Here is a 24,682-nt window from a genome sequence, read left to right as displayed (position 1 = left end):
TTTACGTATCAATTTTGGTCAATAATTCATTTGATTTATTTGTCACAATAGTTATTATATCGGCTGTAATTAATGAGGTCATACCCAAATGGATAGTTCGTTTACTCCCATTGAGCAAATGCTCAAGTTCCGCGCCAGCCGCCATGAAGATTTCCCGTTTCAGGAGATCCTGTTAACTCGTCTTTGCATGCATATGCAAGGTAAGCTGCTGGAAAATCGCAATAAAATGCTCAAAGCGCAGGGAATTAACGAGACATTATTTATGGCGCTGATTACGCTGGAGTCACAGGAAAACCACAGCATCCAGCCGTCCGAGCTGAGCTGTGCGCTGGGCTCGTCACGTACCAACGCCACCCGTATCGCTGATGAACTGGAAAAACGCGGCTGGATTGAGCGCCGCGAGAGCGATAACGATCGTCGCTGTTTGCATCTGCAACTGACCGAAAAGGGCCATCAGTTTTTGCGTGAAGTCCTGCCGCCGCAGCATAACTGCCTGCATCAGCTGTGGTCTTCACTTAGCACCAGCGAAAAAGATCAGCTCGAACACATCACCCGCAAACTCCTGAGCCGCCTTGATCAGATGGAAGAAGAAGGCGTGCTAGCGGACTCTCTACGCTAAGGGCGGCGTCGCTCAGCCCATTTTTACGTTGCAAGGAAAACAGCCAGGCCAGCAGATCTCTGCTGGCCTTTCTGATAAACAGGTCGGCTCAGCCGATGTGAAATAATAAGATCGTGGAGAATAACATGAGTGCAAATGCGGAGAGCCAAACCCCGCAGCAACCAGGCAGCAAAAAAGGAAAGCGTAAAGGCGCCCTTCTGTTGCTGACATTGCTCTTCATTATTATTGCCGTGGCATATGGGATTTACTGGTTTCTGGTACTGCGTCACTACGAAGAGACCGACGATGCCTACGTGGCAGGGAATCAGGTACAAATTATGGCTCAGGTCGCGGGCAGCGTGACCAAAGTCTGGGCTGACAACACGGACTACGTGCAGAAAGGCGATCCGCTGGTCACGCTCGATCGGACCGATGCCCAACAGGCGTTTGAAAAGGCTAAGACCCAACTGGCCGCCAGCGTGCGTCAGACCCGCCAGCAGATGATCAACAGCAAGCAGCTGCAGGCAAATATCGACGTCAAAAAAACCGCCCTCGCCCAGGCGCAGGCTGACCTGAACCGCCGCATCCCGCTGGGCGCCGCGAACCTCATTGGCCGCGAAGAGCTGCAGCACGCCCGCGATACCGTCGCCAGCGCACAGGCCGAACTCGACGTGGCAATCCAGCAGTACAACGCCAACCAGGCGATCGTGCTGGGCACCAGGCTGGAACAGCAGCCGGCGGTGCTCCAGGCGGCCACCGAAGTGCGTAACGCCTGGCTGGCCCTGCAGCGTACGCAGATCGTCAGCCCGATTAGCGGCTACGTTTCCCGTCGCTCGGTACAGCCTGGCGCGCAGATTGGCACCACCACGCCGCTGATGGCGGTGGTCCCGGCGACCAACCTGTGGATCGATGCTAACTTTAAAGAGACTCAGCTGGCGCATATGCGTATCGGCCAGCCGGCCACCGTGATCAGCGATATCTATGGCGATGACGTGAAATACACCGGTAAAGTGGTCGGTCTGGATATGGGCACCGGCAGCGCCTTCTCTCTGCTGCCGGCGCAGAATGCCACCGGCAACTGGATCAAAGTGGTACAGCGTCTGCCGGTTCGTATCGAGCTGGATGAAAAACAACTAGCGGAACACCCGCTGCGCATCGGCCTCTCGACGCTGGTGGAAGTCAACACCACCGATCGCGATGGTGAAATGCTGGCCAGCCAGGTGCGGAGCTCCCCGGTTTACGAGAGCAATGCCCGCGAAATCGCTCTCGATCCGGTTAATAAGCTGATAGACGAGATCATTCAGGCCAACGCCGGATAATTCGGGGTGAGTGTAATGCAACAGCAAAAACCGCTGGAAGGCGCGCAGCTGGTCATTATGACCATTGCGCTGTCGCTCGCGACGTTCATGCAGGTGCTGGATTCCACTATCGCCAACGTGGCGATCCCGACCATTGCCGGCAACCTTGGCTCGTCGCTGAGCCAGGGGACCTGGGTCATCACCTCGTTCGGGGTCGCTAACGCCATCTCCATCCCGATCACCGGCTGGCTGGCCAAGCGCGTCGGCGAGGTGAAGCTGTTCCTGTGGTCAACCACCGCCTTCGCCATTGCCTCCTGGGCCTGCGGCGTCTCCAACAGCCTGACGATGCTGATTTTCTTCCGCGTCATTCAGGGGATCGTCGCCGGACCGCTGATCCCGCTGTCGCAAAGTCTGCTGCTCAGCAACTATCCCCCGGCGAAGCGCTCTATCGCTCTGGCGCTGTGGTCAATGACGGTGATTGTCGCGCCCATCTGCGGTCCGATCCTCGGCGGCTATATCAGCGATAACTATCACTGGGGCTGGATCTTCTTTATCAACGTGCCCATTGGCGTGGCGGTGGTGCTGATGACCCTGCAGACCCTGCGCAACCGGGAAACCAAAACCGAACAGCGGCGGATCGACGGTGTCGGTCTGGCGCTGCTGATCATCGGTATCGGTAGCCTGCAGGTGATGCTGGACCGGGGTAAAGAGCTGGACTGGTTCTCCTCCAATGAGATTATCATTCTGACCATCGTGGCGGTGGTGGCGATAAGCTTCCTGATCGTCTGGGAGCTAACCGACGATAACCCGATTGTCGATCTGTCGCTATTTAAGTCGCGCAACTTCACCATCGGCTGCCTCTGTATCAGTCTGGCCTATATGCTCTACTTCGGCGCCATCGTGCTGCTGCCGCAGCTGTTGCAGGAGGTCTACGGTTACACCGCGACCTGGGCCGGCCTGGCGTCGGCGCCGGTGGGGGTGATCCCGGTCATTCTGTCGCCGATTATCGGCCGCTTCGCGCATAAGCTCGACATGCGGCGGCTGGTCACCTTCAGCTTTATTATGTACGCGGTCTGCTTCTACTGGCGCGCCTGGACCTTCGAACCGGGGATGGACTTTGGCGCCTCGGCGTGGCCACAGTTTATCCAGGGCTTCGCGGTGGCCTGCTTCTTCATGCCGTTGACCACCATCACCCTCTCCGGCCTGCCGCCGGAGCGGCTGGCGGCGGCGTCGAGCCTGTCGAACTTCACCCGTACCCTTGCCGGCTCCATCGGGACCTCGATCACCACCACCCTGTGGACCAACCGCGAGGCGCTGCATCATGCGCAGCTCACCGAATCGGTGACCCCCTTTAACCCCAACGCGCAGCAGATATACGATCAGCTGCAGGGCATGGGAATGACGCAGCAGCAGGCGTCCGGCTGGATAGCGCAGCAGATAACCAACCAGGGGCTGATTATCTCCGCCAACGAAATCTTCTGGATTTCTGCGGCTATTTTCATCCTGCTGTTGGGGCTGGTGTGGTTCGCCAGACCACCGTTCAGCGCCGGCGGAGGCGGCGGCGGCGCGCACTAGGCCTCACATAAAGGGACCTCCGGGTCCCTTTTTTACGGCGTCAGGTTGTCCAGTTCTCGCTAGTTTCTGTCTCGTTTGCGAAAGCCCGTCACCCTGCGCTCGGGCAGGATAAAGGCTGACCATTAAGGAGAACACTATGCTGAGCCATCCTGCTGAAAAGTACCGTCCCTATCCGCCGATCGCCCTGCCTGACCGCCGCTGGCCAGACCGGCAAATCAGCCACGCCCCGCGCTGGCTGTCGACTGACCTGCGCGACGGCAACCAGGCGCTGGCGGAGCCCATGGACAGCGCCCGCAAACTGCAGTTCTGGGATCTGCTGCTGGAGTGCGGCTTTAAAGAGATTGAAGTCGCCTTCCCTTCCGCCTCACAAACCGATTTCAACTTTGTCCGCCAGCTGATTGACGAACAGCGCATCCCGGAGGATGTCACCATCCAGGTGCTGACCCAGGCGCGAGACCCGCTGATCCTGCGCACCTTTGAGGCGCTGCGCGGCGCCCGCCGGGCTACCGTCCACCTCTACAATGCCATCGCGCCGCTGTTCCGCGAGCTGGTTTTCGGCATGGACAAGGCCGAGGTGATCGCCCTCGCGACCCGCGCCACCCGGCTTATCCGTCAGCAGTGCGAACAGCAGCCGGAGACCCGCTGGCAATATGAATATTCGCCTGAAACCTTCTGCTTCACCGAGCCCGAGTTTGCGCTTGAGATTTGCGAAGCGGTGGCGGATGTCTGGCAGCCCTGCGCCGAGCGACCGATGATCGTCAATCTGCCGGCGACGGTGGAAGTCAACACCCCCAACGTCTATGCCGATCAGATCGAGTATTTTTGCCGCCACTTCTCCCGCCGCGGCGAGGTCTGCATCAGCGTGCACCCGCATAACGATCGCGGCACCGGCGTCGCCAGCGCCGAGCTGGCGGTGATGGCCGGCGCCGATCGGGTAGAAGGCTGCCTGTTTGGCAACGGCGAACGCACCGGCAACGTCTGTCTGGTGACTTTGGCGATGAACCTCTACAGCCAGGGCATCGACCCTGAGCTTCGCTTCGAGCAGATGAACCGGGTGGTGGAGGTGGTGGAAAACTGCAACCAGATCCCCGTTCACCCGCGCCACCCGTGGGCGGGAAGTCTGGCTTACACCGCCTTCTCCGGCTCCCATCAGGATGCGATCAAAAAAGGGTTTGATGCCCGTCAGCCTGGCGATCCGTGGCAGATGCCCTACCTGCCCATTGACCCGCAAGATATAGGCTGCAGCTATGAGGCGGTGATCCGCGTCAACAGCCAGTCGGGGAAGAGCGGCAGCGCCTGGCTTATCGAACAAAATCATGGTCTGAAACTGCCCCGCGGGCTGCAGCAGGACTTCAGCCAGCACGTTCAGCAAGCCACCGATAGCGACGGCAAAGAGATGACCCACCATGCGCTGTGGCAGCTGTTCCGCACGCGCTACGGGCTGCAGGCGCAGCCGGCGCTGACGCTGCTCGATTATCAGAGCGCCAGCCAGCAGGATGGCCAGCTTTCCCTGCAGGCAACGCTGCGTCACCACGGCGAAACCCGACGCCTGCAGGGCCAGGGCAACGGCCTGCTCTCCGCCGCAGCCAGCGGGCTCAGCGCGCTGTTTCGGCAGCCGTTTATGATCAAGGACTATCATGAGCATACCCTCGGCGCGCGCAGCGACAGCCGGTCGGTGGCCTATATCCGCTGCGTTTTTCCGCAAGGAGAAAGCTACTGGGGCGTGGGTATCGATAATGACGTGGCGCGCGCCTCGCTGCAGGCGCTGTGCAATGCGCTCAGCGCCGCCGATCAGGCCGGGGGACGAAAATAGTCGCTGGGGGCGACGCCCATCACTCGACGAAACATGGCGCTGAAGGCGCTGTGGCTACCGTAGCCCAGCTCCAGCGCCACCCGCAGCACGGAGTGGCCCTGCGCCAGGCGCACCAGCGCTTCCATTAGCTTCGCCCGGCGCACCCACTCGCTCCACGTCAGGCTAGTCTGCTGCTGAAAATGGCGGTTTAGGGTTCGCTCGCTCATGCTGCACGCCTTCGCCGCCTGGCCGCTGCTCCAGGCCTCGCCCGGCGCCTCGCGTACCTGCTGGCACAGCCGACGCAGCGTTTCGCTTTGCGGCTCCGGCAGGCCAAACGGCAGGATCGCCATCCCGCGGATCTCATCGAGGATCAGTTCATAAATTCTTTCGTCGCGGCTGGCGGGGGCATAGCGTTCCGCCAGCGCCAGGGATGACACGATCAGTTCCCGCAGCAGCGGCGTGATCTGTACGATCTGGCAGCCCGCCGGAAGATCGGCGCGCGCCAGCGGATCGATAAACAGGGTGCGCGCCGCCACGTTGCCGGTCATGCGCAGCGCGTGCGGCGTTCCCGCCGGCAGCCAGACGCCGCGCCCGGGCGGCACCACCCAGTAGCCTACCGGCGTCGCGACCCGCACCACGCCGCTTAGTATATGCAGCAGCTGGGCGCAGTCATGTTGATGCCAGTCTTCCTGGTCACCGTGGGCATAATCATGGGCAAAGGGCACCAAAGGGCGGTGCTGAAAGGAGAAGGAAAGCGTCGTCGTCATCGCGGCGTCAGAAGAGCGGCCCGGCGACAGGCGTCGGGCCGTGGCGGAAGCACTAGATGTGCAGTTCCTGCAGTTTTTCTTTCGGCAACGCCAGTTCGTCGTTGCTGTTGATGCGCACATCGCGCTCAATGATATGACGAGCGATGTCCTGGGCCTCTTCCAGCGAGTGCATGGTGTAAGTCCCGCACTGGTAGACGTTGAGCTCCGGGATCTGGTTCTGATCTTTCACCTTCAGCACATCGGCCATCGCCGCTTTCCAGGCGTCAGCGACGCGCTGCTCGTCCGGCGTACCAATCAGGCTCATATAGAAGCCGGTGCGGCAGCCCATTGGCGAAATGTCGATAATTTCCACGCCATTCCCGTTCAGATGATCGCGCATAAAGCCAGCGAACAGATGCTCCAGGGTGTGGATACCGCGTTCCGGCATCACTTCCTGGTTCGGTACGCAGAAGCGCAGATCGAAAACGGTGATTTCATCGCCATGCGGCGTGTTCATTTTCTTCGCGACACGCACCGCTGGGGCTTCCATTCGGGTATGGTCGACTGTGAAACTATCTAACAACGGCATTCGTCACCTCCGGGAGTGAATTTTTTTAAAATAAAATGAACTCTTTGTTCAGCCGCGAGTCTCAGTATATGAAAGACGCGCATTTATTATCATCATCATCCCTGAATCAGAGATGAAAGTTTGGCCACAGTGATGTGGCCTTTTTCTTTTCCAGCGCTACGCGTGCCGCGCCAGCAGCGCCTCAAACGGCTCGCTGTCTTCAGCTTCCACTTTCTTCTGTCGCGCCACCGACGCGTCGCGCTCGGCGATAAAATCGTCTTCGCTCAGGATCTCCAGCGGCTCTTCGCGCAGCTGCGTCCGGTAACGATCGGCAAGCGCACGGCCGGTACCGCCAATGCCTTCTTCAATCATAGAACGCAGAATGCGGGCTGAGAAGGTTAATTCCGGATCGTCAAAGCAGGCCAGCAGCTCGTCGCAGACCTGCTGATATGCCTGGCCACCGTGGATACTGTCCAGGGTCTGCGCCACGCGGCGTAAATCGCGGAACAGATCTTTGCCCACCTGAGCCAGCGGGAACTGCGCGCTTTCGCAGCCAATCCCCAGCGTTAAGCCCGGCTTACGCCCTTCCAGAATCACCCGATTCCAGTTGGTGCGGGTGCACAGCAGCTCATCGCTGCTCATCTCCGGCGCGTCGGCCAGCGCGCACCAGACCATAAACAGGTCGAGGAAACGCACCTGCTGGGCGTCAACGCCGATCGGCGAGAACGGATTGATATCCAGCGAACGCACTTCGATATACTCAATACCACCGCGCAACAGCGCATCGGACGGGGTTTCGCCCCGACGGGTGACGCGTTTCGGGCGGATCGGCGCATAAAGTTCATTTTCAATCTGCAGAATGTTGCTGTTGATCTGCAGATACTTGCCGTCTTTCTGCAGCCCGATTTTGGCGTACTCTTCCGACGGCGTTTTAATCGCCCGCTTCAATCCTGCCACATACTCGTGCAGATCGTTAAACGTAATTCCGAGATTGCTTTGCGACTTATTGGTATAACCAAGGTCGCTGAGGCGCAGCGAGGTGGCGTACGGCAAGTAATACATGCCGTTGCCCGTCTCCTCAAAGGGCAGCGTCGTCGGCTTTCCTTGCAGGAACGAAGCGCAAATCGCCGGCGAGGCGCCGAACAGATAGGGGATCACCCAGCCAAAGCGATAGTAGTTACGAATTGAGCGGAAATAGCCCGCCGAAATGGCCTCTTTACCACTCTCAGCGTCTTCCACACCACATTTAGCCTGCCAGAAGGCCATCGGTAGGGAGAAGTTATAGTGCACGCCGGAGATAGTCTGCATCAGCGCGCCATAGCGGTTCTTCAGCCCCTCGCGATATAGCGTTTTCAGGCGCCCCACGTTAGAGGTGCCGTACTGCGCCAGCTCAATATCCTGACCGGGGGCGATATAGCATGGCATACTCAGCGGCCACATCCGCTCATCACCGATCTGACGCGCGGTATAGCGATGGACATCGCGCATAAAGGTCAGCATATGCTCAATATCGCCATCTACTGGCGTAATGAACTCAAGTAAAGCTTCGGCAAAATCGGTGGTAATCCATTTATGCGTCAGCGCTGAGCCTAACGCCGGAGGGTGACCGGTCGTTGCAAGGGTGCCGTCTGCGTTCACGCGCAGCGTTTCCCGCTCCAGACCACGTTGAATACCCTGCAGAGCCTGCGGATGTTTTTCCAGCCAGGCCAGCGCCTGTGATACGTCCGGGATCAATTTGACCTCCCGCCTGTCGAAATCGTTTGAATAAGCATAATTGTAATGGATGAACTGTCAGTCCAATTAGTGCCACCACGTCATGCCCTGAAGCGTCGCTGCCGCAATAGCGATATAGCGCAGCGCCTTACCAAGGCATAAGAAAAAGAGTACCGGTCCCCAGGAAATGCGCATCCATCCCGCCAGCAAACACAGTAAATCGCCGACAACCGGCGCCCAGCTCAGTAACAGCGTGACCGCGCCGTAGCGCTTAAGCCAGCCGGCCGCCCGCTCCTGCCAGCGCGAGGTTTTGCGCAGCGGAAACAGGCGCCCCAGAATAACGTTAGTTACCCCTCCAAGGCTATTGCCGATTGTTGCTATTAATACTAACCACCACGGATGACTGACCCCCGCAAGTAGCATAGCCACCAGCACAACCTCCGAATTGCCGGGAAGCAGCGTGGCGCTTAAAAAGCTACTGGCAAACAGCGAGGTGAGTGACAGCGCGTCGCTCACAGCAAACGCACGTCTACAGCGTCCATTCCCGCGCGCTTCGCCGCCTGCAGACCAAAGTCGGCATCTTCGAAGACCACGCATTTTTCCGGCGCGACGCCCATGCGCTCGGCGCACAGCAGGAAGGTATCGGGCGCGGGTTTATGGTTGACCACATGATCGGCCGCCACCACCGCGGAGAAGTAATGACGCAGCCCCAGGTGCGCCAGCAGCGCTTCGGCGACGGCGCTCTCGCTGCCGGTTCCCACCGACATCGGGCGACGGCCGTGCCATGCCTTAACCACCTCAATCAGCGGCAACGGGCGTACGCTGTCCAGCAGCATCGCTTTGACGGCCTGGGTTTTTTCCTGCGCCAGGCGATGTGGATCGAGATCGGCCTGGTTGAGTTCGATAATCGCCTGGGCGATTCGCCAGGTTGGTGAGCCATTGAGCGCGACCATCGCCTGTTCGTCGAAACGCATACCGTAGCGGCCCAACACCTCGTTCCATGCCTGCCGATGGGTCGGCTCGGTATCGAGAATGGTGCCATCCATATCAAAGATCAGTCCTGCGTAACCTTCGTACATTGTCTTCTCACCAACCGGTTTGGGAATGATTACTGTAACGCAAAAGCCCGCCGTTGTCGCGGCCAGCGGCGCAGACGACAAAGGCGCCCTCAGGCGCCCCCAAACATTAGGCCGGATAACCAGCCTTATTTAATACGCAGATCGTTCTCGACCATTCGCACGCCCTGCACTCGGCGTGTGACTTCTACGGCTCGTTTAGCGCTCTCCGCGGAGGAGACAAATCCGCTCAGCTGGACGCGGCCTTTAAAGGTCTGGACGCTAATTTCTGAGGACTTAATGTCTTTATCGTTAAAGAGCGCCGTTTTCACCTTGGTGGTCACCACGGTATCGTCAATATAGCCGCCCGTACTCTCCTTTGTAGCCGATCCCGCACAGCCAGCGAGGGCCGTCGTTACCAGCAGCGTCGCGCAAAAAGCAGGTATTGCTTTGAACCATTTCATGGATTTCTCTCCTTGCATTTATCTCAGCCTGATAACGCTGATATACAAGGATAAATTATAGTGGAAAGCGCGTCTTGCCAATAAAAAAGTCAGGATGAAGCCAGTGATGGAAAACGAGGTAATCGGGATGGTGAGAGAAGAGTGAAGATTATGCATTCAGAACGAGTGCGGCGATAATTTCGCAGCCTACGCAACAACATCGTCGTTGTTACTGAGGAGAATATGGTGCATCCGGGAGGATGACTCGGCTACGCCTCGCCCTTTGGGCCGTTGCTTACGCAACGTTATCCCCCTGGTGCTGGCGATGATTTCGCAGACCATAAAACAACATCGTCGCTGTTACTAAGGAGAATATGGTGCATCCGGGAGGATTCGAACCTCCGACCGCTCGGTTCGTAGCCGAGTACTCTATCCAGCTGAGCTACGGATGCATCGGGAAAGCTATTTTACTGCGGGGTTACTCTCCTGGCACTTACGATGGTTTCGCAAACCAGATAACAACAATGTTGCTGTTACTAAGGAGAATATGGTGCATCCGGGAGGATTACTCGGCTGCGCCTCGCCCTACGGGCCGTTGCTTACGCAACGTTATCCTCCCTGGTGCTGGCGATAATTTCGCAGACCATAAAACAACATCGTCGCTGTTATCAAGGAGAATATGGTGCATCCGGGAGGATTCGAACCTCCGACCGCTCGGTTCGTAGCCGAGTACTCTATCCAGCTGAGCTACGGATGCATCGGGATTACTGCTGTAATTCTGATATCAAATTTCGCGATTTGCCATTCTTATTAAAGAATGGTGCATCCGGGAGGATTCGAACCTCCGACCGCTCGGTTCGTAGCCGAGTACTCTATCCAGCTGAGCTACGGATGCATCGGGAAACTTGCTTTACTACGCGTCAGTGTCACAACTAACACATGCCACACTGAGTATGATGGCCTAATCGGTAGAGTGACTCGATTATGCCTCGCACTGCGGGCCGCTGCTTTCACAGCGCTCTTCTCTCTTAATTCAGAAAGAAGATGGTGCATCCGGGAGGATTCGAACCTCCGACCGCTCGGTTCGTAGCCGAGTACTCTATCCAGCTGAGCTACGGATGCAAAATGGCGGTGAGGCGGGGATTCGAACCCCGGATGCAGCTTTTGACCGCATACTCCCTTAGCAGGGGAGCGCCTTCAGCCTCTCGGCCACCTCACCACACACGCCTCTTTCGAGTGCTTCGAAGAACTTGTTTCTGCTCTTCGTCGCTGCGATGGCGCACATATTACTTTCTGGTACTTATAAGTCAAACACTTTTTCGAGACCTTTTTTCGTTTGCACACTTCGCACGCAATTCGCGTGCAAAAACGGCAAAAAGGGCAATTTATCAACAGGAAATCAGCCCTGACGCTGGCATAACGCCAAACGACCAAAGCGGCAAAGGGTAATGAAAAGCGGTATGGCGCAGGGGGAAAAAACAGAAAAAGGGAAAAAGCGGCGGTAAGTGATGCGCCTCACTGCACAGCGAGGCGCGGAAACCTTAGTAACTGGACTGCTGGGATTTTTCAGCCTGAATACGCTGGTAGATCTCTTCACGGTGAACAGACACTTCTTTAGGGGCGTTTACGCCAATACGAACCTGGTTACCCTTCACCCCTAAAACTGTCACAGTGACCTCATCTCCAATCATGAGGGTCTCACCAACTCGACGAGTCAGAATCAGCATTCTTTGCTCCTTGAAAGATTAAAAGAGTCGGGTCTCTCGTATCCCGGCATTATCCATCATATAACGCCAAAAAGTAAGCGATGACAAATACCTTAGGGTATAAGCAGTCATGGCATCACATTCTGTTAAACCTAAGTTTAGCCGATATACACAATTTCAACCCGACTTTATCGTTATCAGTGTTTCTGACGCAAGGTGCCATAACCCTCTGGTTATGGCACCTATACCCGTCATACTTCAAGTTGCATGTGTGTTGGCTTTCCTCGCTCACCCCAGTCACTTACTTGAGTAAGCTCCTGGGGATTCGCTGCGTCGCCGCCTTCCTGCAACTCGAATTATTTAGGGTAAATGCGTTTATAGTTATTACAGTTTTGCGCTGACCCAGCCTTTCACACTGGCTAACGCTGCAGGGAGAGCAGACGCATCGGTACCACCGGCCTGCGCCATATCCGGACGACCGCCCCCTTTACCGCCCACCTGCTGGGCGACCATACCAACCAGCTCCCCTGCTTTCACGCGGTCTGTCACATCCTTAGACACACCTGCAATCAGAGAAACCTTACCATCCGCTACCGTAGCTAATACAACGATCGTCGAACCGAGCTGGTTCTTCAGATCGTCAACCATGGTACGCAGCATTTTCGGCTCAACGCCGGTCAGTTCGCTGACCAGCAGCTTAACGCCGTTAATCTCTTCCGCTTTGCTGGAGAGGTTTGCGCTCTCCTGCGCCGCAGCCTGCTCTTTCAGCTGCTGCAGCTCTTTTTCCAGCTGACGGGTACGCTCCAGCGCGGCGCGAACCTTCTCGCCGAGATTGTGGCTGTCACCCTTCAGCAGCTGAGCGATATCATTGAGCTGATCGCTCTGCGCATGCAGGATGGCCATCGCGCCTTCGCCAGTCACCGCTTCGATACGGCGCACGCCAGCAGCGGTGCCGGACTCTGACGTGATGCGGAACAGGCCGATATCGCCGGTACGCGCCGCGTGAGTCCCGCCGCACAGCTCCGTGGAGAAGTCGCCCATCCGCAGAACGCGCACGCGATCGTCGTATTTCTCGCCAAACAGCGCCATGGCGCCGGATGCGCGCGCGGCATCGATATCCATAATGTTGGTTTCGATAGCCAGGTTACGACGGATCTGCGCGTTGACCAGGTCTTCCACCGCACGAATTTCTTCCGGCTTCATCGCTTCAAAATGCGAGAAGTCAAAGCGCAGCGCTTTATCATTGACCAGCGAACCTTTCTGCGCCACATGGGTGCCGAGCACCTGGCGCAGCGCCGCGTGCATCAGGTGCGTCGCGGAGTGGTTGAGACGGATACGCTGACGGCGAGCCTCATCTACGTCGGCCTGCACCGCGTCACCCACTTTCAGTGTGCCGCTGGCGACTTTACCGATATGACCAATAGCCTGGCCGTACTTCTGCGTGTCGCTGACTGCGAAGGAGAAGCCCGCGCCTTTTAATTCGCCTTTATCGCCCACCTGGCCGCCGGACTCCGCATAGAACGGGGTCTGGTCAAGGATCACCACCGCTTCCTGGCCAGCGCTAACGCTATCCACCGCTTTGCCGTCGATAAACAGGGCGGTAACCTTGCCGTTCAGCTCCAGATGATCGTAGCCTTTAAATTCAGAGGCGCCGTCAACGCGGATCATCGCATTATAGTCGGCGCCGAAACCACTGGACTCGCGCGCGCGGCGGCGCTGCTCTTCCATCGCGGCTTCAAAACCAGCTTCATCAACCTTGATGTTGCGCTCGCGGCACACATCGGCGGTCAGGTCGACCGGGAAGCCGTAGGTGTCGTACAGACGGAAGGCGGTTTCGCCGTCCAGGGTGTCGCCTTTCAGCTTCGACAGCTCCTCATCCAGCAGCGCCAGGCCGCGCTCGAGGGTGCGGGCAAACTGCTCTTCTTCGGTTTTCAGCACCTGCTCAACCTGAGCCTGCTGCTGCTTCAGCTCGTCGCCGGCGGAGCCCATCACATCGATCAGCGGGGCAACCAGTTTCCAGAAGAAGGTGTCCTTCGCGCCCAGCATGTTGCCGTGACGGATCGCGCGGCGAATGATACGACGCAGCACGTAGCCGCGGTTTTCATTCGACGGGATCACGCCGTCGGCAACCAGGAAGGCGCAGGAGCGAATGTGGTCGGCGATAACGCGCAGCGACTTGTTCGTCAGATCGGTCGCGCCGGTGACTTTCGCCACGCTGGCGATCAGATCGCGGAACAGGTCGATGTCATAGTTGGAGTTAACGTGCTGCAGCACCGCGGCAATACGCTCCAGACCCATACCGGTGTCGACGGACGGCTTCGGCAGCGGCTCCATGGTACCGTCAGCCTGACGGTTGAACTGCATGAAGACGATGTTCCAAATCTCAATGTAACGGTCGCCATCTTCTTCCGGGCTTCCCGGAGGGCCGCCCCAGATGTGATCGCCGTGGTCAAAGAAGATTTCGGTGCACGGGCCGCACGGACCGGTGTCGCCCATCTGCCAGAAGTTGTCAGAAGCAAACGGCGCGCCTTTGTTGTCGCCGATGCGGATAATACGCTCGCGCGGAACGCCTACTTCATTGGCCCAGATGTCGAAAGCTTCGTCATCGGTCTCGTAAACGGTAACCCACAGTTTTTCTTTCGGCAGCGCGAACCAGTTCTCACCGGTCAGCAGTTCCCACGCGTATTTGATGGCATCCTGCTTGAAGTAATCGCCAAAGCTGAAGTTGCCCAGCATTTCAAAGAAGGTGTGGTGACGCGCGGTGTAACCGACGTTTTCCAGATCGTTGTGTTTACCACCCGCACGCACGCAACGCTGTGCGGTGGTCGCACGCGAATAATTACGTTTGTCGAGACCAAGGAAGACATCCTTGAACTGGTTCATCCCTGCATTGGTAAACAGCAGGGTCGGATCGTTGTGCGGCACCAGGGAGCTGCTGGCAACTACCTGATGTCCCTTGCTATGGAAAAAGTCGAGAAACGCCTGACGGATCTCAGCGGTGCTCTTGCTCATAATTATCCTGAAATCAAGCTACACGTCATCCTTCAAGTCGCCTCTGTCCTGGCTGCGCTTGCTCTTCCGGCACCGAACTGACGTACGTTGCGAAAGAGAGTCTCTCTTGCCGCCCTGATGCAGCTTGAATGATTTTGTGTAAAGGAATAATCGCCCAGGCCGCTGCCTGCACAGTCACAACCAGCGGCCCGACGGAATAAAGTGGGAATAAGATAAGTTTTCTTTACGGCGAAGTAAAATCCCGGATGGGTCAATCTGCAAAATTTCGCCAGATTTCCTGGATATCTTCCATCAGGTAGCCGCGGTAAAGCAGGAATCGCTGAACTTTCACTTTTTCAGTAAAGGCGGAAGGTAACGGTTCGCCGTATTTACGCTGTGCCTGCTCCCTGGCAAGGCTCACCCAGTCGATATCGCATTTGCGCATCGCCTGGTCAACGACCTGGCGCGCAATGCCTTTCTGGCTGAGCTCCTGGCGAATGCGCGCCGGACCATAGCCTTTGCGGCTCCGGCTGGCGATGAACTGGCCGACGAAGCGGTTGTCGTCAAGGTAGCGGTTTTCGATACACCAGGCGACAACCTGCTCCAGCTCGTCGGGGGTGACGTCCAGCGCCTCAGGACCGTTTTTGCTCATCACCGGAGCGACCAGCTTGCGTCGCAGCTCCTGCTCGCTGTGGTCGCGCATCGCCAGAATGCGGATAGCACGGTCCAGCAGGCGGGCGTAGCCGGAGCGGCGTGATGAAGGTTCAGTCACAGGCACCTCGATAATCTCACAAAGCAAAAGGGCTGCCTAAGCAGCCCTGTCAGTCTTGCAGACGATATCAGAAATCCTGTTCGGTTTCTTCTGCGTCGTTGCCGTCAACAACGAAGTCTGGCTTCGCATCCTGATTGTTGAGCAGCAGTTCGCGCACTTTCTTCTCAATCTCTTTCGCCGCCGCCGGGTTCTCTTTCAGCCAGGTGATCGCGTTCGCTTTACCCTGACCGATTTTGTCGCCGTTGTAGCTATACCAGGCACCCGCTTTCTCAATCAGCTTCTCTTTTACGCCGAGGTCTACCAGCTCGCCGTAGAAGTTGATGCCTTCGCCGTAGAGGATCTGGAATTCGGCCTGTTTAAACGGCGCGGCGATCTTGTTTTTCACCACTTTGACGCGGGTTTCGCTGCCGACGACATTGTCGCCCTCTTTCACCGCGCCGATGCGGCGAATGTCCAGACGCACAGAGGCGTAGAACTTCAGCGCGTTACCACCGGTAGTGGTTTCCGGGTTACCGAACATCACGCCAATTTTCATACGGATCTGGTTGATAAAGATCAGCAGCGTGTTGGACTGCTTCAGGTTACCCGCCAGCTTACGCATCGCCTGGCTCATCATACGCGCCGCAAGGCCCATGTGAGAGTCGCCAATTTCGCCTTCGATTTCCGCTTTCGGCGTCAACGCCGCGACGGAGTCGACGACGATAACGTCAACCGCACCAGAGCGCGCCAGCGCGTCACAGATCTCCAGCGCCTGCTCGCCGGTGTCCGGCTGAGAACACAGCAGGTTGTCGATATCGACGCCCAGTTTGCGTGCATAGACAGGATCCAGCGCATGTTCAGCATCGATGAACGCACAGGTTTTACCTTCACGCTGCGCTGCGGCGATAACTTGCAGCGTCAGGGTGGTTTTACCGGAGGATTCCGGACCGTAGATCTCGACGATACGGCCCATTGGCAGACCGCCGGCGCCCAGCGCGATATCCAGAGAAAGCGAGCCGGTGGAGATGGTTTCCACATCCATGGTGCGGTCTTCACCCAGGCGCATGATGGAGCCTTTACCGAATTGCTTTTCGATCTGGCCCAGTGCAGCCGCCAACGCTTTCTGTTTGTTTTCGTCGATCGCCATTGTTACTCCTAATCATGCAGGGTAAAGCGTGTTCGCTTCGCCGTTAATATTTGTTCAGTTGAGGCAATTATACTGTATAGTCATACAGTATCAAGTGTTTTGTAGAAATTGTTGCCAGAGCAGATTTAGCGCATAGGCCGTCGCCTGACGACGCACCGCTTCGCGGTCTCCGGCAAAGCATTCCCGCCGCGTCACCCCTTGCCCGCTCACGCTGGCGACGCCGAACCATACCGTGCCGACCGGCTTTTCGACGCTGCCGCCATCCGGCCCGGCGACGCCGCTAACGGAGATGGCATAATCCGCACGCGCCACGCGCAGCGCGCCAATCGCCATCTCCACCACCACCGGTTCGCTTACCGCGCCGTTGTCGCGCAGCGTCGCTTCGCTGACGCCGATCATTTGCGATTTAGCTTCGTTGCTGTAGGTGACAAAGCCGCGTTCAAACCACGCCGAGCTGCCGGCAATATCGGTGATCGATTTCGCAATCCAGCCGCCGGTACAGGATTCCGCCGTGGTCACCGTCGCCCCACGCGCCTTCAGCGCCCGGCCAATCTTCTCGCTTAGCTGCATTAATTCTGAATCGGTCATTATCGCCCCGCTTTGCTCCGGATAAAGAGGCCATCAAAGATAGCACTTTCGACAGAGATATGGGGATGAAGTGGCGATTTTACGAGGGGGGATCCAGAAATGGGTCGTCCTGTGATAACCAGGACGACCAGACAACCTGTTACTTCATGCTGTTAGCGATAAGCTCAACGTTGTGACGCATCATTTTGACGTAACTATCGGCGACGCCGCCCGGCTTAGATAGCGCTTCCGGATAGAGTTCGCCCCCCGGCTGCGCGCCGGTGGCGCTGGCAATCTGCTTCACCAGCCGCGGGTCAAGCTGGTTCTCCATAAACCAGGTATGGACGCCATCCGCTTTGATTTGCTTAATCAGCGCCGCCACCTGCGCCGCGCTGGCCTCGCTCTCTGAAGAGAGCCCCTGTGGCGCGAGGAAGGTCACGTGATAAGCCCGGCCAAAATAGCCGAAAGCGTCATGGCTGGTCAGGACCTTGCGCTTGGCCAGCGGAATGGCGCTGAACTGCGCTTTCGCCCAGCCGTCGAGAGACGTCAGCTGGTCGATATAGCGCTTGCCGCTGCTGGTCAACGCCGCTTTATCTTCCGGGTCGGCTTTCACCAGACCATCGAGGATATTCTGCGCATACAATGCGCCGTTCGCTGCGCTGTTCCAGGCGTGGGGATCGGTCACCGTTTTACCCTCTTCATCAAGGGTATGGGTCTTGACGCCTTTCGATGCCACCACCAGCTCGCCCTTAAAACCAGAGGCCTTAATCAGGCGATCCAGCCACCCTTCCAGCCCCAGGCCGTTAACCACCACCACGTCGGCCTTGCTGAGCAGCGCGCTATCCTTCGGAGACGGTTCGAAGGTGTGCGGATCGCCGTCCGGGCCGACCAGGGTATCCACATGGACATGCTCCCCGCCGACCTGCTGCGCTATATCACCCAACACCGAAAAACTGCTTACCACATTCAGCGTTTTCGCCATGGCCCCCTGCGCCATCAGGCCGAGGGCCAGCGCGACCACTATTGCACTACGTTTCATCATTTCCTTACCCCATCAATGTGCGCCAACCGACCAGCAGCCGGCTGCGCGTGCCAAAAAATAGCGAAACAAAAAACAGTGCGCTGGCGGTCAGCACAATAGCGGGCCCGGCGGGAAGACTAATCGCCCAGGAGAGGCTTAATCCCAGCCAGGCGCAGAGCGCGCCCATTCCCGCCGCCAGCAGCAGAATGCCCGGCAGCGTGCGCGCCCAGCAGCGCGCGGCGACCGCCGGGAGCATCATTACCCCTACCGCCATCAGCGTGCCGAGCACCTGAAACCCGGCCACCAGATTAAGCACCAGCAGCGCCAGAAAAAGCCCATGCAGCAGCGCAGGCAGCCGCCGGTGATTCACCTGCAGCCAGGCGCTGTCGAACGCCTCGCTGACAAGACCGCGGTAGCACAGCGCAATGCACAATAGCGTCAGGCTGGCGACGCCGCTGACAAACAGCGCCGCATCGCGGTCGACCGCCAGAATGGAGCCAAACAGCAGATGCAGGAGGTCCACGCTGGAGCCGCGCAGCGACACCAGGGTGACGCCCAGGGCCAGCGAGCCCAGATAAAATCCGGCAAAACTGGCGTCCTCTTTTAACGGTGTCCGCCGGCTCACCCACCCGGCCACCAGGGCAACCACGATGCCGGCGATGAAGCCGCCGAGGGTCATGGCCAGCAGCGACATGCCGCTCAGCAGATACCCCACCGCCACGCCGGGGAGAATGGCGTGCGACAGCGCATCGCCCATCAGGCTCATGCGCCGCAGCAGCAGGAAGACGCCCAGCATGGTGGTGCTCAGCGACAGCGCCAGACACACCACGAGGGCCCGACGCATAAAGCCGAATTCAATGAAAGGCTGAAAGAAGGTGTGCCAGATCATGCCGACCTCACATGACTGAAGGCCGGGAGCACCGCCCGGGTAGCGCCCCAGCAGGCGCGCTGGGGAGTCAGCAGCAGCGTCTCGGGGAAAAAGTCGGCCACCCGCTGGTTATCATGCAGCACCGCCAGGATGGTCTGTCCCTGCCGGTGCATCTCGAGGATCAAATCCATTAGTTCGCGACTGGTCGCTTCGTCGATACCGGTGAAGGGCTCGTCGAGCATCACCAGCGGCGCCTGCTGCACCATCACCCGGGCAAATAGCATGCGCTGAAACTGGCCGCCGGAGAGCGCTTCGATCGGCGTTTTCGCCAGGCCCGCCAGCCCGACCCGCTCCAGCACCGCGCCGATGCGTCGCCGGGTGCCGCCCCCCAGACCGCGCAGCAGCGACACGCCAGGCCATGCGCCCTGGCTTACCACATCCTGCACGTTGAGAGGAAACTGCGACTCGAGGGCATGGCGCTGCGCCAGCCAGCCGATCACCGGCCGTTTTCCCTGCCAGCGCAGGCGGCCACTGACCGGCGGAAGAAACCCGGCGAGGGTTTTCAGCAGCGTTGATTTTCCGCAGCCATTGAGGCCAACAATCGCCGTCAGGCTGCCGGGGCATATCATCCCGCTCAGCGGAGGGGTGATCGCTACCCCGTCATAGCCGGCGACCAGCTGCTCCAGTTCAATCATGGCAGCGTCACCGCCCACCAGGTTGCTAACCATAGCGCCGCCAGCAGCACGCCTGCGATAGCCGCGCGCGCCGCGCCGGATGCCATAAAAATCGATGTGAACATATCCCCGCCTCAATTTAATGTTATAACATAACAATAACGAAGCGAAGAAAGAATGTAAATCAGCGTCAGTCAGCGGAAATGTAACAAAGGTCAACAAGAGGCATGGAGACGGGAAAAAACGGGGGGATAAGCGCGGCCTCCTCGGCGTCATCCCCCAGTCGCGCTGCGCTTCCCGGGGCTAGCAACCGGATACCAGACCGTAGCCCGGATAAGGCGCTGGCGAACTCCGCCGCCAACGTGCGGATGACGGCGCGTAACGTAGCCGCAGTGTTGCCGATGGGCGACAAGCTGTCATTGAACTCTCCCCAGGTCGCGCTGCGCTTACCGTGGCTAGCAACCGGATACCGGACCGTAACCCGGATAAGGCGCTACGCGCCGTTATCCGGGGAGGCTGGGGAAATTGTCAGCCGGATGAAAGGATTAATAACCGCCGCGGGCCTGCGCAACCGCCAGACCCAGCTGCCAGACGGCCATCGCGTAGTGGGTGCTGTGGTTGTAGCGGGTGATGGTGTAGAAGTTCGGCAGCCCGTACCAGTACTCATAGCCGGTGCCGACGTCCAGCCGCAGCAGGCTGGCCTGCTGATGGTTACCCAGCGGCTGGGTCGGGGTCAGCCCTGCGGCCGCCAGCTGCGAAACGCTGTATTTAGTCTTGAAACCATTCTCCAGCCCCGGGGCCTGCCCCAGCGCCTGCACCGCCACCAGATCGCCGCTCACCCAGCCATGCTGTTTGAAGTAGTTGGCCACGCTGCCGATAGCATCCACCGGGTCCCACAGGTTGATATGTCCGTCACCGTTAAAATCGACCGCATACTGCTTATAGGAGGACGGCATAAACTGACCGTAGCCCATCGCCCCGGCGAAAGAGCCTTTCAGATCCAGCGGGTCGTCGCTTTCGCTGCGCGCCATTAGCAGGAAAGTTTCCAGCTCCGACGAGAAGTATTCGGCGCGGCGCGGGTAGCTAAACGACAGCGTCGCCAGCGCGTCGAGGATCCGGGTTTTGCCCATCACCCGGCCCCAGCGAGTCTCCACGCCGATAATGCCGACGATGATTTCCGGCGGCACGCCGTAAACCTGATAAGCGCGGTTGAGCGCGTCCTGATACTGATTCCAGAACACCACGCCGTTCTGCACATTATCCGGGGTAATGAACTGTTTCTTGTAGCGCAGCCAGGCGCCGGTCGGCCCGGTTGGCGGCAGGCCGGTCGGCGCCTGACGATCCATCAGCCGCAGGACGTAATCCAGGCGCTTTGCCTGCGACAGGATCTCCTGCAGCTGCTGCCTGTCGAAGCCGTGCTTCGCCACCATCTTATCGATAAACTGCGCCGCCGCCGGGTTGTTGGCGAAGTCGCCGCCCATCTGCATCACGTTATGCTGCGGTTCCAGCAAAAAGCCGCCGGTTCCACTCGCCATCTCCGTTTCCGCGGGGGTCTTGGGTTTGCTGCTGCAGGCAGCGAGGAGCACACAAAGGGGAAGTAAAGCCAGATAGCGACGCTTCAACATGGGAATTCCGTTTAACAAATTCAGCAAGGGATAATTATGGTAAAGCATGCGACGACCAACAAGAAAGCGACAATCTGTTTGTAGACAAAATAGTCCTTCAACGGCTCCTCCCGTGCGTGCTTTCATGCCCTGCAACATTTCATCTCGCCCGCATCATCTTTCAAAATAAAATATTTATCTTTCATTTTGCGATCCATTTAACACTTTTAAACCTTTCAAAATGATTAAAATCAGCCTGCGATTAGCAAGAAAAATAACATGCTGAAGGAGAGAACAATGATTGACGTCGTGACCCACGGCGCGGAGTGGTTTATCGGCCTGTTTCAGAAAGGCGGCGAGGTATTTACCGGCATGGTGACCGGGATCCTCCCCTTGCTGATCAGCCTGCTGGTGATCATGAACGCGCTGATCAACTTTATCGGCCAGCAGCGGATCGAGAAGCTGGCGCAGCGCTGCGCAGGAAACCCAATCTCCCGCTACCTGCTGCTACCCTGCATCGGCACCTTCGTGTTTTGTAACCCAATGACGTTAAGCCTCGGCCGGTTTATGCCAGAGAAGTACAAGCCCAGCTATTACGCGGCGGCGTCGTATAGCTGCCACTCAATGAACGGGCTGTTTCCACATATCAACCCCGGCGAGCTGTTCGTCTATCTCGGCATCGCCAACGGCCTCACTACCCTCGGCCTACCGCTCGGTCCGCTGGCGGTGAGCTACCTGCTGGTCGGGCTGGTGACTAACTTCTTCCGCGGCTGGGTCACCGACCTGACCACCTCGATTTTCGAGAGAAAAATGGCGATTCAGCTTTCCCAGAAAGTGCATCTGTCAGGAGCGACATCATGACCCGTATTCGTATAGAGAAAGGCACCGGCGGCTGGGGCGGCCCGCTTGAGCTCGACGCCGTCGAAGGCAAAAAGATCGTCTATATCACCGCCGGCACCCGCCCGGCGATCGTTGACCGCATCGCCAGCCTGACCGGCTGGCAGCCGGTGGACGGGTTTAAAGAGGGGGAACCAGCGGAAAGCAACATCGGCGTGGCAATTATCGACTGCGGGGGCACCCTGCGCTGCGGGCTCTATCCTAAGCGCCGCATCCCGACGGTGAATATTCATGCCACCGGCAAATCAGGGCCGCTGGCCCAGTACATCACGGAAGATATTTATGTCTCCGGCGTCAAAGAGGACAACATCCAGTGCATCGCTCCCGACAGCGCAGGGGTTTCCGAGCCGCCGGCGGAAAACAAGAGCGCGGGTCGCGATTACGACACCAGCAAGAAGATTACTGAACAGAGCGATGGCCTGCTGGCGAAGGTCGGGATGGGCATGGGTTCGGTGGTGGCGGTGCTGTTCCAGGCCGGGCGCGACACCATTGATACGGTGCTGAAAACCATTCTGCCGTTTATGGCTTTCGTCTCGGCGCTGATCGGCATCATCATGGCCTCCGGCATCGGCGACTGGATCGCCCACGGCCTGGCGCCGCTCGCCAGCCATCCGCTGGGGCTGGTAACCCTGGCGCTGATTTGCTCTTTCCCGCTGCTGTCGCCGTTTCTCGGCCCCGGCGCGGTTATTGCCCAGGTGATCGGCGTGCTGATCGGCGTTCAAATCGGCCTCGGCAACATTCCGCCGCACCTCGCCCTGCCCGCCCTATTCGCCATTAACGCCCAGGCCGCCTGCGATTTTATTCCGGTAGGCCTGTCGCTAGCCGAAGCCCGCCAGGATACCGTGCGCGTCGGCGTGCCGTCAGTGCTGGTCAGCCGCTTTCTGACCGGCGCACCAACGGTGCTGATCGCGTGGTTCGTTTCCGGATTTATTTACCAGTAAGAGGTTCCTGCAGATGACTGTGATTTACCAGACCACCATTACGCACATCGGCGCCTGCGCGACGATGGCGCTGGAAGAGCAAATGCTGATCACCTTCCGCGAGGGCGCCCCGGCGGATATCGAAGAGTACTGCTTTATTCACAACCACGGCGAGCTTGCTGGCACGCTGCAGCCGGGGGCAGAGCTGCAGCTTGGCGAACAGCGCTACCCGGTGACCGCCGTCGGCGAGGTCGCTGAACAAAACCTGCGCGAGCTGGGCCACATCACCCTGCGCTTTGACGGCCATCGTGAAGCGGAGTTCCCAGGTACCGTCCATGTGGCGGGCCCGGTGCCGGACGCCATCGCGCCCGGCTGCGTACTGAAGTTTGTTGCTTAAAAGGAGAGAGAGATGAATCAGGTTGCTGTTGTCATTGGCGGTGGACAAACCTTAGGAGAGTTTCTGTGCCGCGGGCTGGCCGCCGAAGGCTACCGCGTGGCGGTGGTCGATATTCAGAGCGAAAAAGCCAGCCGCGTCGCCCAGGAGATTAACGCTGAGTATGGCGAAGGTATGGCGTACGGCTTCGGCGCCGACGCCACCAGCGAGGCCAGCGTCACCGCCCTGGCCCACGGGGTGGATGAGATTTTTTCGCGCGTCGACCTGCTGGTGTACAGTGCCGGGATCGCCAAGGCGGCGTTTATTAGCGACTTCGCGCTGGGGGATTTCGACCGCTCGCTGCAGGTCAATCTGGTGGGCTATTTTCTCTGCGCCCGCGAGTTCTCGCGGTTGATGATCCGCGACGGTATTAAGGGGCGGATCATTCAGATCAACTCGAAATCCGGCAAAGTCGGCAGTAAGCACAACTCCGGCTACAGCGCGGCGAAGTTCGGCGGCGTCGGGCTGACCCAGTCGCTGGCGCTGGATCTGGCGGAATATGGCATTACCGTGCATTCGCTGATGCTCGGCAATCTGCTGAAGTCGCCGATGTTCCAGTCGCTGCTGCCGCAGTATGCCACCAAGCTCGGTATCGATGAGAGCGAAGTCGAGCAGTACTACATCGACAAGGTGCCGCTGAAGCGCGGCTGCGAATATCAGGATGTGCTGAACGTATTGATGTTTTACGCTAGCCCACAGGCGTCGTACTGCACCGGGCAGTCGATCAACGTCACCGGCGGCCAGGTGATGTTTTAACAGGTTCCCGGATGGCGCTGCGCTTATCCGGGCTACAAAACTGTAGGTCGGGTAAGGCGTTAGCCGCCACCCGACAAAAAAACGGCACCGCGGGTCGCTCGGGTTAGGCGCTCGCGCCGTGACCTGGGCTGTTCCCGCCCCCCTTAAGGAGAGACCTATGGTTACTGCATTAATCATCGTCGCCGCCATCGCCTGGCTTACCCAGCTGGCCTTTGGCGGCTGGCAGATCCGCCGCTTCAATCGCGCCTTTGATAGCCTGTGCCAGCAGGGGCGGGTGGGCGTCGGCCGCTCCGCCGGGCGCTTTCAACCGCGCGCCATCGTCGCCATCGCCGTCGATGATAACGACCGCATTTGCGACACGCTGCTGATGAAAGGCTTCACCATTTTCGCCAGTCCGCAAAAGATCCCGGCTCTGGCAGGCAAACATATTGCGGAATTGCAGCCTGATGTGATCTTTCCCCATGATCCGCGCTGTCAGAATGCACTATCATTAGCGCTTAATCCGAAACATGGATAATTTCGTTGTAAAAGTAAATATCTTGCGAAATTATCACTTCGA

Annotated in this window: 24 protein-coding genes, 5 tRNA genes and 1 pseudogene; 10 read left to right on the top strand and 20 right to left on the bottom strand. The window is 58.4% G+C overall.

Annotated features, from left to right (window positions below):
* Positions 1-88 precede the first annotated feature (88 nt).
* The 4 genes from mprA (at position 89) to leuA (ending at position 5,284) form a co-directional block, all read left to right on the top strand.
* The gene (gene mprA / locus KB890_RS20105) at positions 89-619 is read left to right on the top strand and encodes a transcriptional repressor MprA (protein ID WP_002914337.1); all 531 of its coding nucleotides are present in this window, start codon (positions 89-91) and stop codon (positions 617-619) included.
* A 125-nt stretch (positions 620-744) separates the two neighbouring features.
* Positions 745-1,917, top strand: a complete 1,173-nt coding sequence (emrA, locus tag KB890_RS20100; protein ID WP_002914339.1) for a multidrug efflux MFS transporter periplasmic adaptor subunit EmrA — start codon at positions 745-747, stop codon at positions 1,915-1,917.
* A 15-nt stretch (positions 1,918-1,932) separates the two neighbouring features.
* Positions 1,933-3,471 carry a multidrug efflux MFS transporter permease subunit EmrB gene (gene emrB / locus KB890_RS20095; protein WP_002914342.1) on the top strand — a complete coding sequence of 513 codons (1,539 nt, stop codon included), beginning with the start codon at positions 1,933-1,935 and terminating at the stop codon, positions 3,469-3,471.
* Between the two features lie 136 nt (positions 3,472-3,607).
* The gene (leuA, locus tag KB890_RS20090) at positions 3,608-5,284 is read left to right on the top strand and encodes a 2-isopropylmalate synthase (RefSeq protein WP_004180988.1); all 1,677 of its coding nucleotides are present in this window, start codon (positions 3,608-3,610) and stop codon (positions 5,282-5,284) included.
* On the opposite strand, the gene KB890_RS20085 is transcribed toward leuA, so the two are convergent.
* The 19 genes from KB890_RS20085 to KB890_RS19995 all read right to left on the bottom strand — a co-directional run bounded on the left by KB890_RS20085 (position 5,263) and on the right by KB890_RS19995 (position 19,567).
* Positions 5,263-6,030: an AraC family transcriptional regulator gene (locus KB890_RS20085; protein ID WP_004149452.1), complete on the bottom strand. Its 768-nt coding sequence runs from the start codon at positions 6,028-6,030 to the stop codon at positions 5,263-5,265. The two genes, leuA and KB890_RS20085, sit on opposite strands and share 22 nt — an antisense overlap.
* Before the next feature lie 52 nt (positions 6,031-6,082).
* Positions 6,083-6,598, bottom strand: a complete 516-nt coding sequence (gene luxS / locus KB890_RS20080; RefSeq protein ID WP_002914351.1) for an S-ribosylhomocysteine lyase — start codon at positions 6,596-6,598, stop codon at positions 6,083-6,085.
* Between the two features lie 156 nt (positions 6,599-6,754).
* The gene (gene gshA / locus KB890_RS20075) at positions 6,755-8,311 is read right to left on the bottom strand and encodes a glutamate--cysteine ligase (RefSeq protein ID WP_004180990.1); all 1,557 of its coding nucleotides are present in this window, start codon (positions 8,309-8,311) and stop codon (positions 6,755-6,757) included.
* Positions 8,312-8,377: 66 nt separating this feature from the next.
* Entirely contained in the window at positions 8,378-8,806 is a 429-nt protein-coding gene (locus KB890_RS20070) for a YqaA family protein (protein ID WP_002914355.1), read from the bottom strand.
* Positions 8,803-9,369: a fructose-1-phosphate/6-phosphogluconate phosphatase gene (yqaB, locus tag KB890_RS20065; protein WP_004174701.1), complete on the bottom strand. Its 567-nt coding sequence runs from the start codon at positions 9,367-9,369 to the stop codon at positions 8,803-8,805. The genes KB890_RS20070 and yqaB overlap by 4 nt, the downstream gene beginning before the upstream one ends.
* Before the next feature lie 125 nt (positions 9,370-9,494).
* Positions 9,495-9,809, bottom strand: a complete 315-nt coding sequence (locus KB890_RS20060; protein ID WP_002914359.1) for a BON domain-containing protein — start codon at positions 9,807-9,809, stop codon at positions 9,495-9,497.
* Positions 9,810-10,163: 354 nt separating this feature from the next.
* A tRNA-Arg gene (locus KB890_RS20055) sits at positions 10,164-10,240 on the bottom strand.
* Positions 10,241-10,468: 228 nt separating this feature from the next.
* A tRNA-Arg gene (locus tag KB890_RS20050) sits at positions 10,469-10,545 on the bottom strand.
* 61 nt (positions 10,546-10,606) lie between these two features.
* Positions 10,607-10,683 (bottom strand) — tRNA-Arg (locus KB890_RS20045).
* A gap of 150 nt (positions 10,684-10,833) precedes the next feature.
* Positions 10,834-10,910: transfer RNA gene (locus KB890_RS20040), tRNA-Arg, on the bottom strand.
* A 4-nt stretch (positions 10,911-10,914) separates the two neighbouring features.
* Positions 10,915-11,007: transfer RNA gene (locus KB890_RS20035), tRNA-Ser, on the bottom strand.
* A gap of 322 nt (positions 11,008-11,329) precedes the next feature.
* Entirely contained in the window at positions 11,330-11,515 is a 186-nt protein-coding gene (gene csrA, locus KB890_RS20030; protein WP_000906486.1) for a carbon storage regulator CsrA, read from the bottom strand.
* Positions 11,516-11,878: 363 nt separating this feature from the next.
* The gene (gene alaS / locus KB890_RS20025; protein WP_002914765.1) at positions 11,879-14,506 is read right to left on the bottom strand and encodes an alanine--tRNA ligase; all 2,628 of its coding nucleotides are present in this window, start codon (positions 14,504-14,506) and stop codon (positions 11,879-11,881) included.
* Between the two features lie 250 nt (positions 14,507-14,756).
* Complete coding sequence (recX, locus tag KB890_RS20020) at positions 14,757-15,257, bottom strand: recombination regulator RecX (protein ID WP_004181008.1); 501 nt, start codon at positions 15,255-15,257, stop codon at positions 14,757-14,759.
* Between the two features lie 67 nt (positions 15,258-15,324).
* Positions 15,325-16,383, bottom strand: coding sequence for a recombinase RecA (gene recA / locus KB890_RS20015; protein WP_002914769.1), 1,059 nt, complete (start codon positions 16,381-16,383; stop codon positions 15,325-15,327).
* Positions 16,384-16,473: 90 nt separating this feature from the next.
* On the bottom strand, positions 16,474-16,971 hold the full coding sequence (gene pncC, locus KB890_RS20010; protein ID WP_004181009.1) for a nicotinamide-nucleotide amidase: 498 nt from the start codon (positions 16,969-16,971) through the stop codon (positions 16,474-16,476).
* A 139-nt stretch (positions 16,972-17,110) separates the two neighbouring features.
* A complete protein-coding gene (locus KB890_RS20005; RefSeq protein ID WP_004174698.1) occupies positions 17,111-17,989 on the bottom strand; it encodes a metal ABC transporter substrate-binding protein in 879 nt (292 codons plus the stop codon).
* 7 nt (positions 17,990-17,996) lie between these two features.
* On the bottom strand, positions 17,997-18,860 hold the full coding sequence (locus KB890_RS20000) for a metal ABC transporter permease (protein WP_004149458.1): 864 nt from the start codon (positions 18,858-18,860) through the stop codon (positions 17,997-17,999).
* The gene (locus KB890_RS19995; protein ID WP_015958867.1) at positions 18,857-19,567 is read right to left on the bottom strand and encodes a metal ABC transporter ATP-binding protein; all 711 of its coding nucleotides are present in this window, start codon (positions 19,565-19,567) and stop codon (positions 18,857-18,859) included. The genes KB890_RS20000 and KB890_RS19995 overlap by 4 nt, the downstream gene beginning before the upstream one ends.
* Before the next feature lie 278 nt (positions 19,568-19,845).
* Between KB890_RS19995 and KB890_RS27830 the strand changes: the two are divergent.
* Positions 19,846-19,926 (top strand): annotated as a pseudogene (locus tag KB890_RS27830) (hypothetical protein); the annotation flags it as partial.
* 132 nt (positions 19,927-20,058) lie between these two features.
* Here the strand turns inward: KB890_RS27830 and mltB are convergent.
* Positions 20,059-21,138, bottom strand: a complete 1,080-nt coding sequence (gene mltB / locus KB890_RS19990) for a lytic murein transglycosylase B (RefSeq protein WP_004174694.1) — start codon at positions 21,136-21,138, stop codon at positions 20,059-20,061.
* 276 nt (positions 21,139-21,414) lie between these two features.
* Here mltB and KB890_RS19985 point away from each other — a divergent pair, with 276 nt between their 5' ends.
* The 5 genes from KB890_RS19985 (at position 21,415) to gutM (ending at position 24,640) form a co-directional block, all read left to right on the top strand.
* A complete protein-coding gene (locus KB890_RS19985) occupies positions 21,415-21,978 on the top strand; it encodes a PTS glucitol/sorbitol transporter subunit IIC (protein ID WP_002914812.1) in 564 nt (187 codons plus the stop codon).
* A complete protein-coding gene (locus KB890_RS19980; RefSeq protein ID WP_004181013.1) occupies positions 21,975-22,955 on the top strand; it encodes a PTS glucitol/sorbitol transporter subunit IIB in 981 nt (326 codons plus the stop codon). The genes KB890_RS19985 and KB890_RS19980 overlap by 4 nt, the downstream gene beginning before the upstream one ends.
* A gap of 13 nt (positions 22,956-22,968) precedes the next feature.
* Positions 22,969-23,331, top strand: a complete 363-nt coding sequence (gene srlB, locus KB890_RS19975; protein WP_004174693.1) for a PTS glucitol/sorbitol transporter subunit IIA — start codon at positions 22,969-22,971, stop codon at positions 23,329-23,331.
* 12 nt (positions 23,332-23,343) lie between these two features.
* Entirely contained in the window at positions 23,344-24,123 is a 780-nt protein-coding gene (srlD, locus tag KB890_RS19970) for a sorbitol-6-phosphate dehydrogenase (protein ID WP_002914815.1), read from the top strand.
* Between the two features lie 157 nt (positions 24,124-24,280).
* Positions 24,281-24,640, top strand: a complete 360-nt coding sequence (gutM, locus tag KB890_RS19965; protein ID WP_020324935.1) for a transcriptional regulator GutM — start codon at positions 24,281-24,283, stop codon at positions 24,638-24,640.
* Positions 24,641-24,682 lie beyond the last annotated feature (42 nt).

Source organism: Klebsiella sp. P1954, assembly GCF_018199955.1.
GTDB classification, from domain to species: Bacteria; Pseudomonadota; Gammaproteobacteria; order Enterobacterales; family Enterobacteriaceae; genus Klebsiella; species Klebsiella pneumoniae.
The sequence above is the reverse complement of the archived record's forward strand: the minus strand, read 5'-3'. Positions and strand labels throughout refer to the sequence as shown.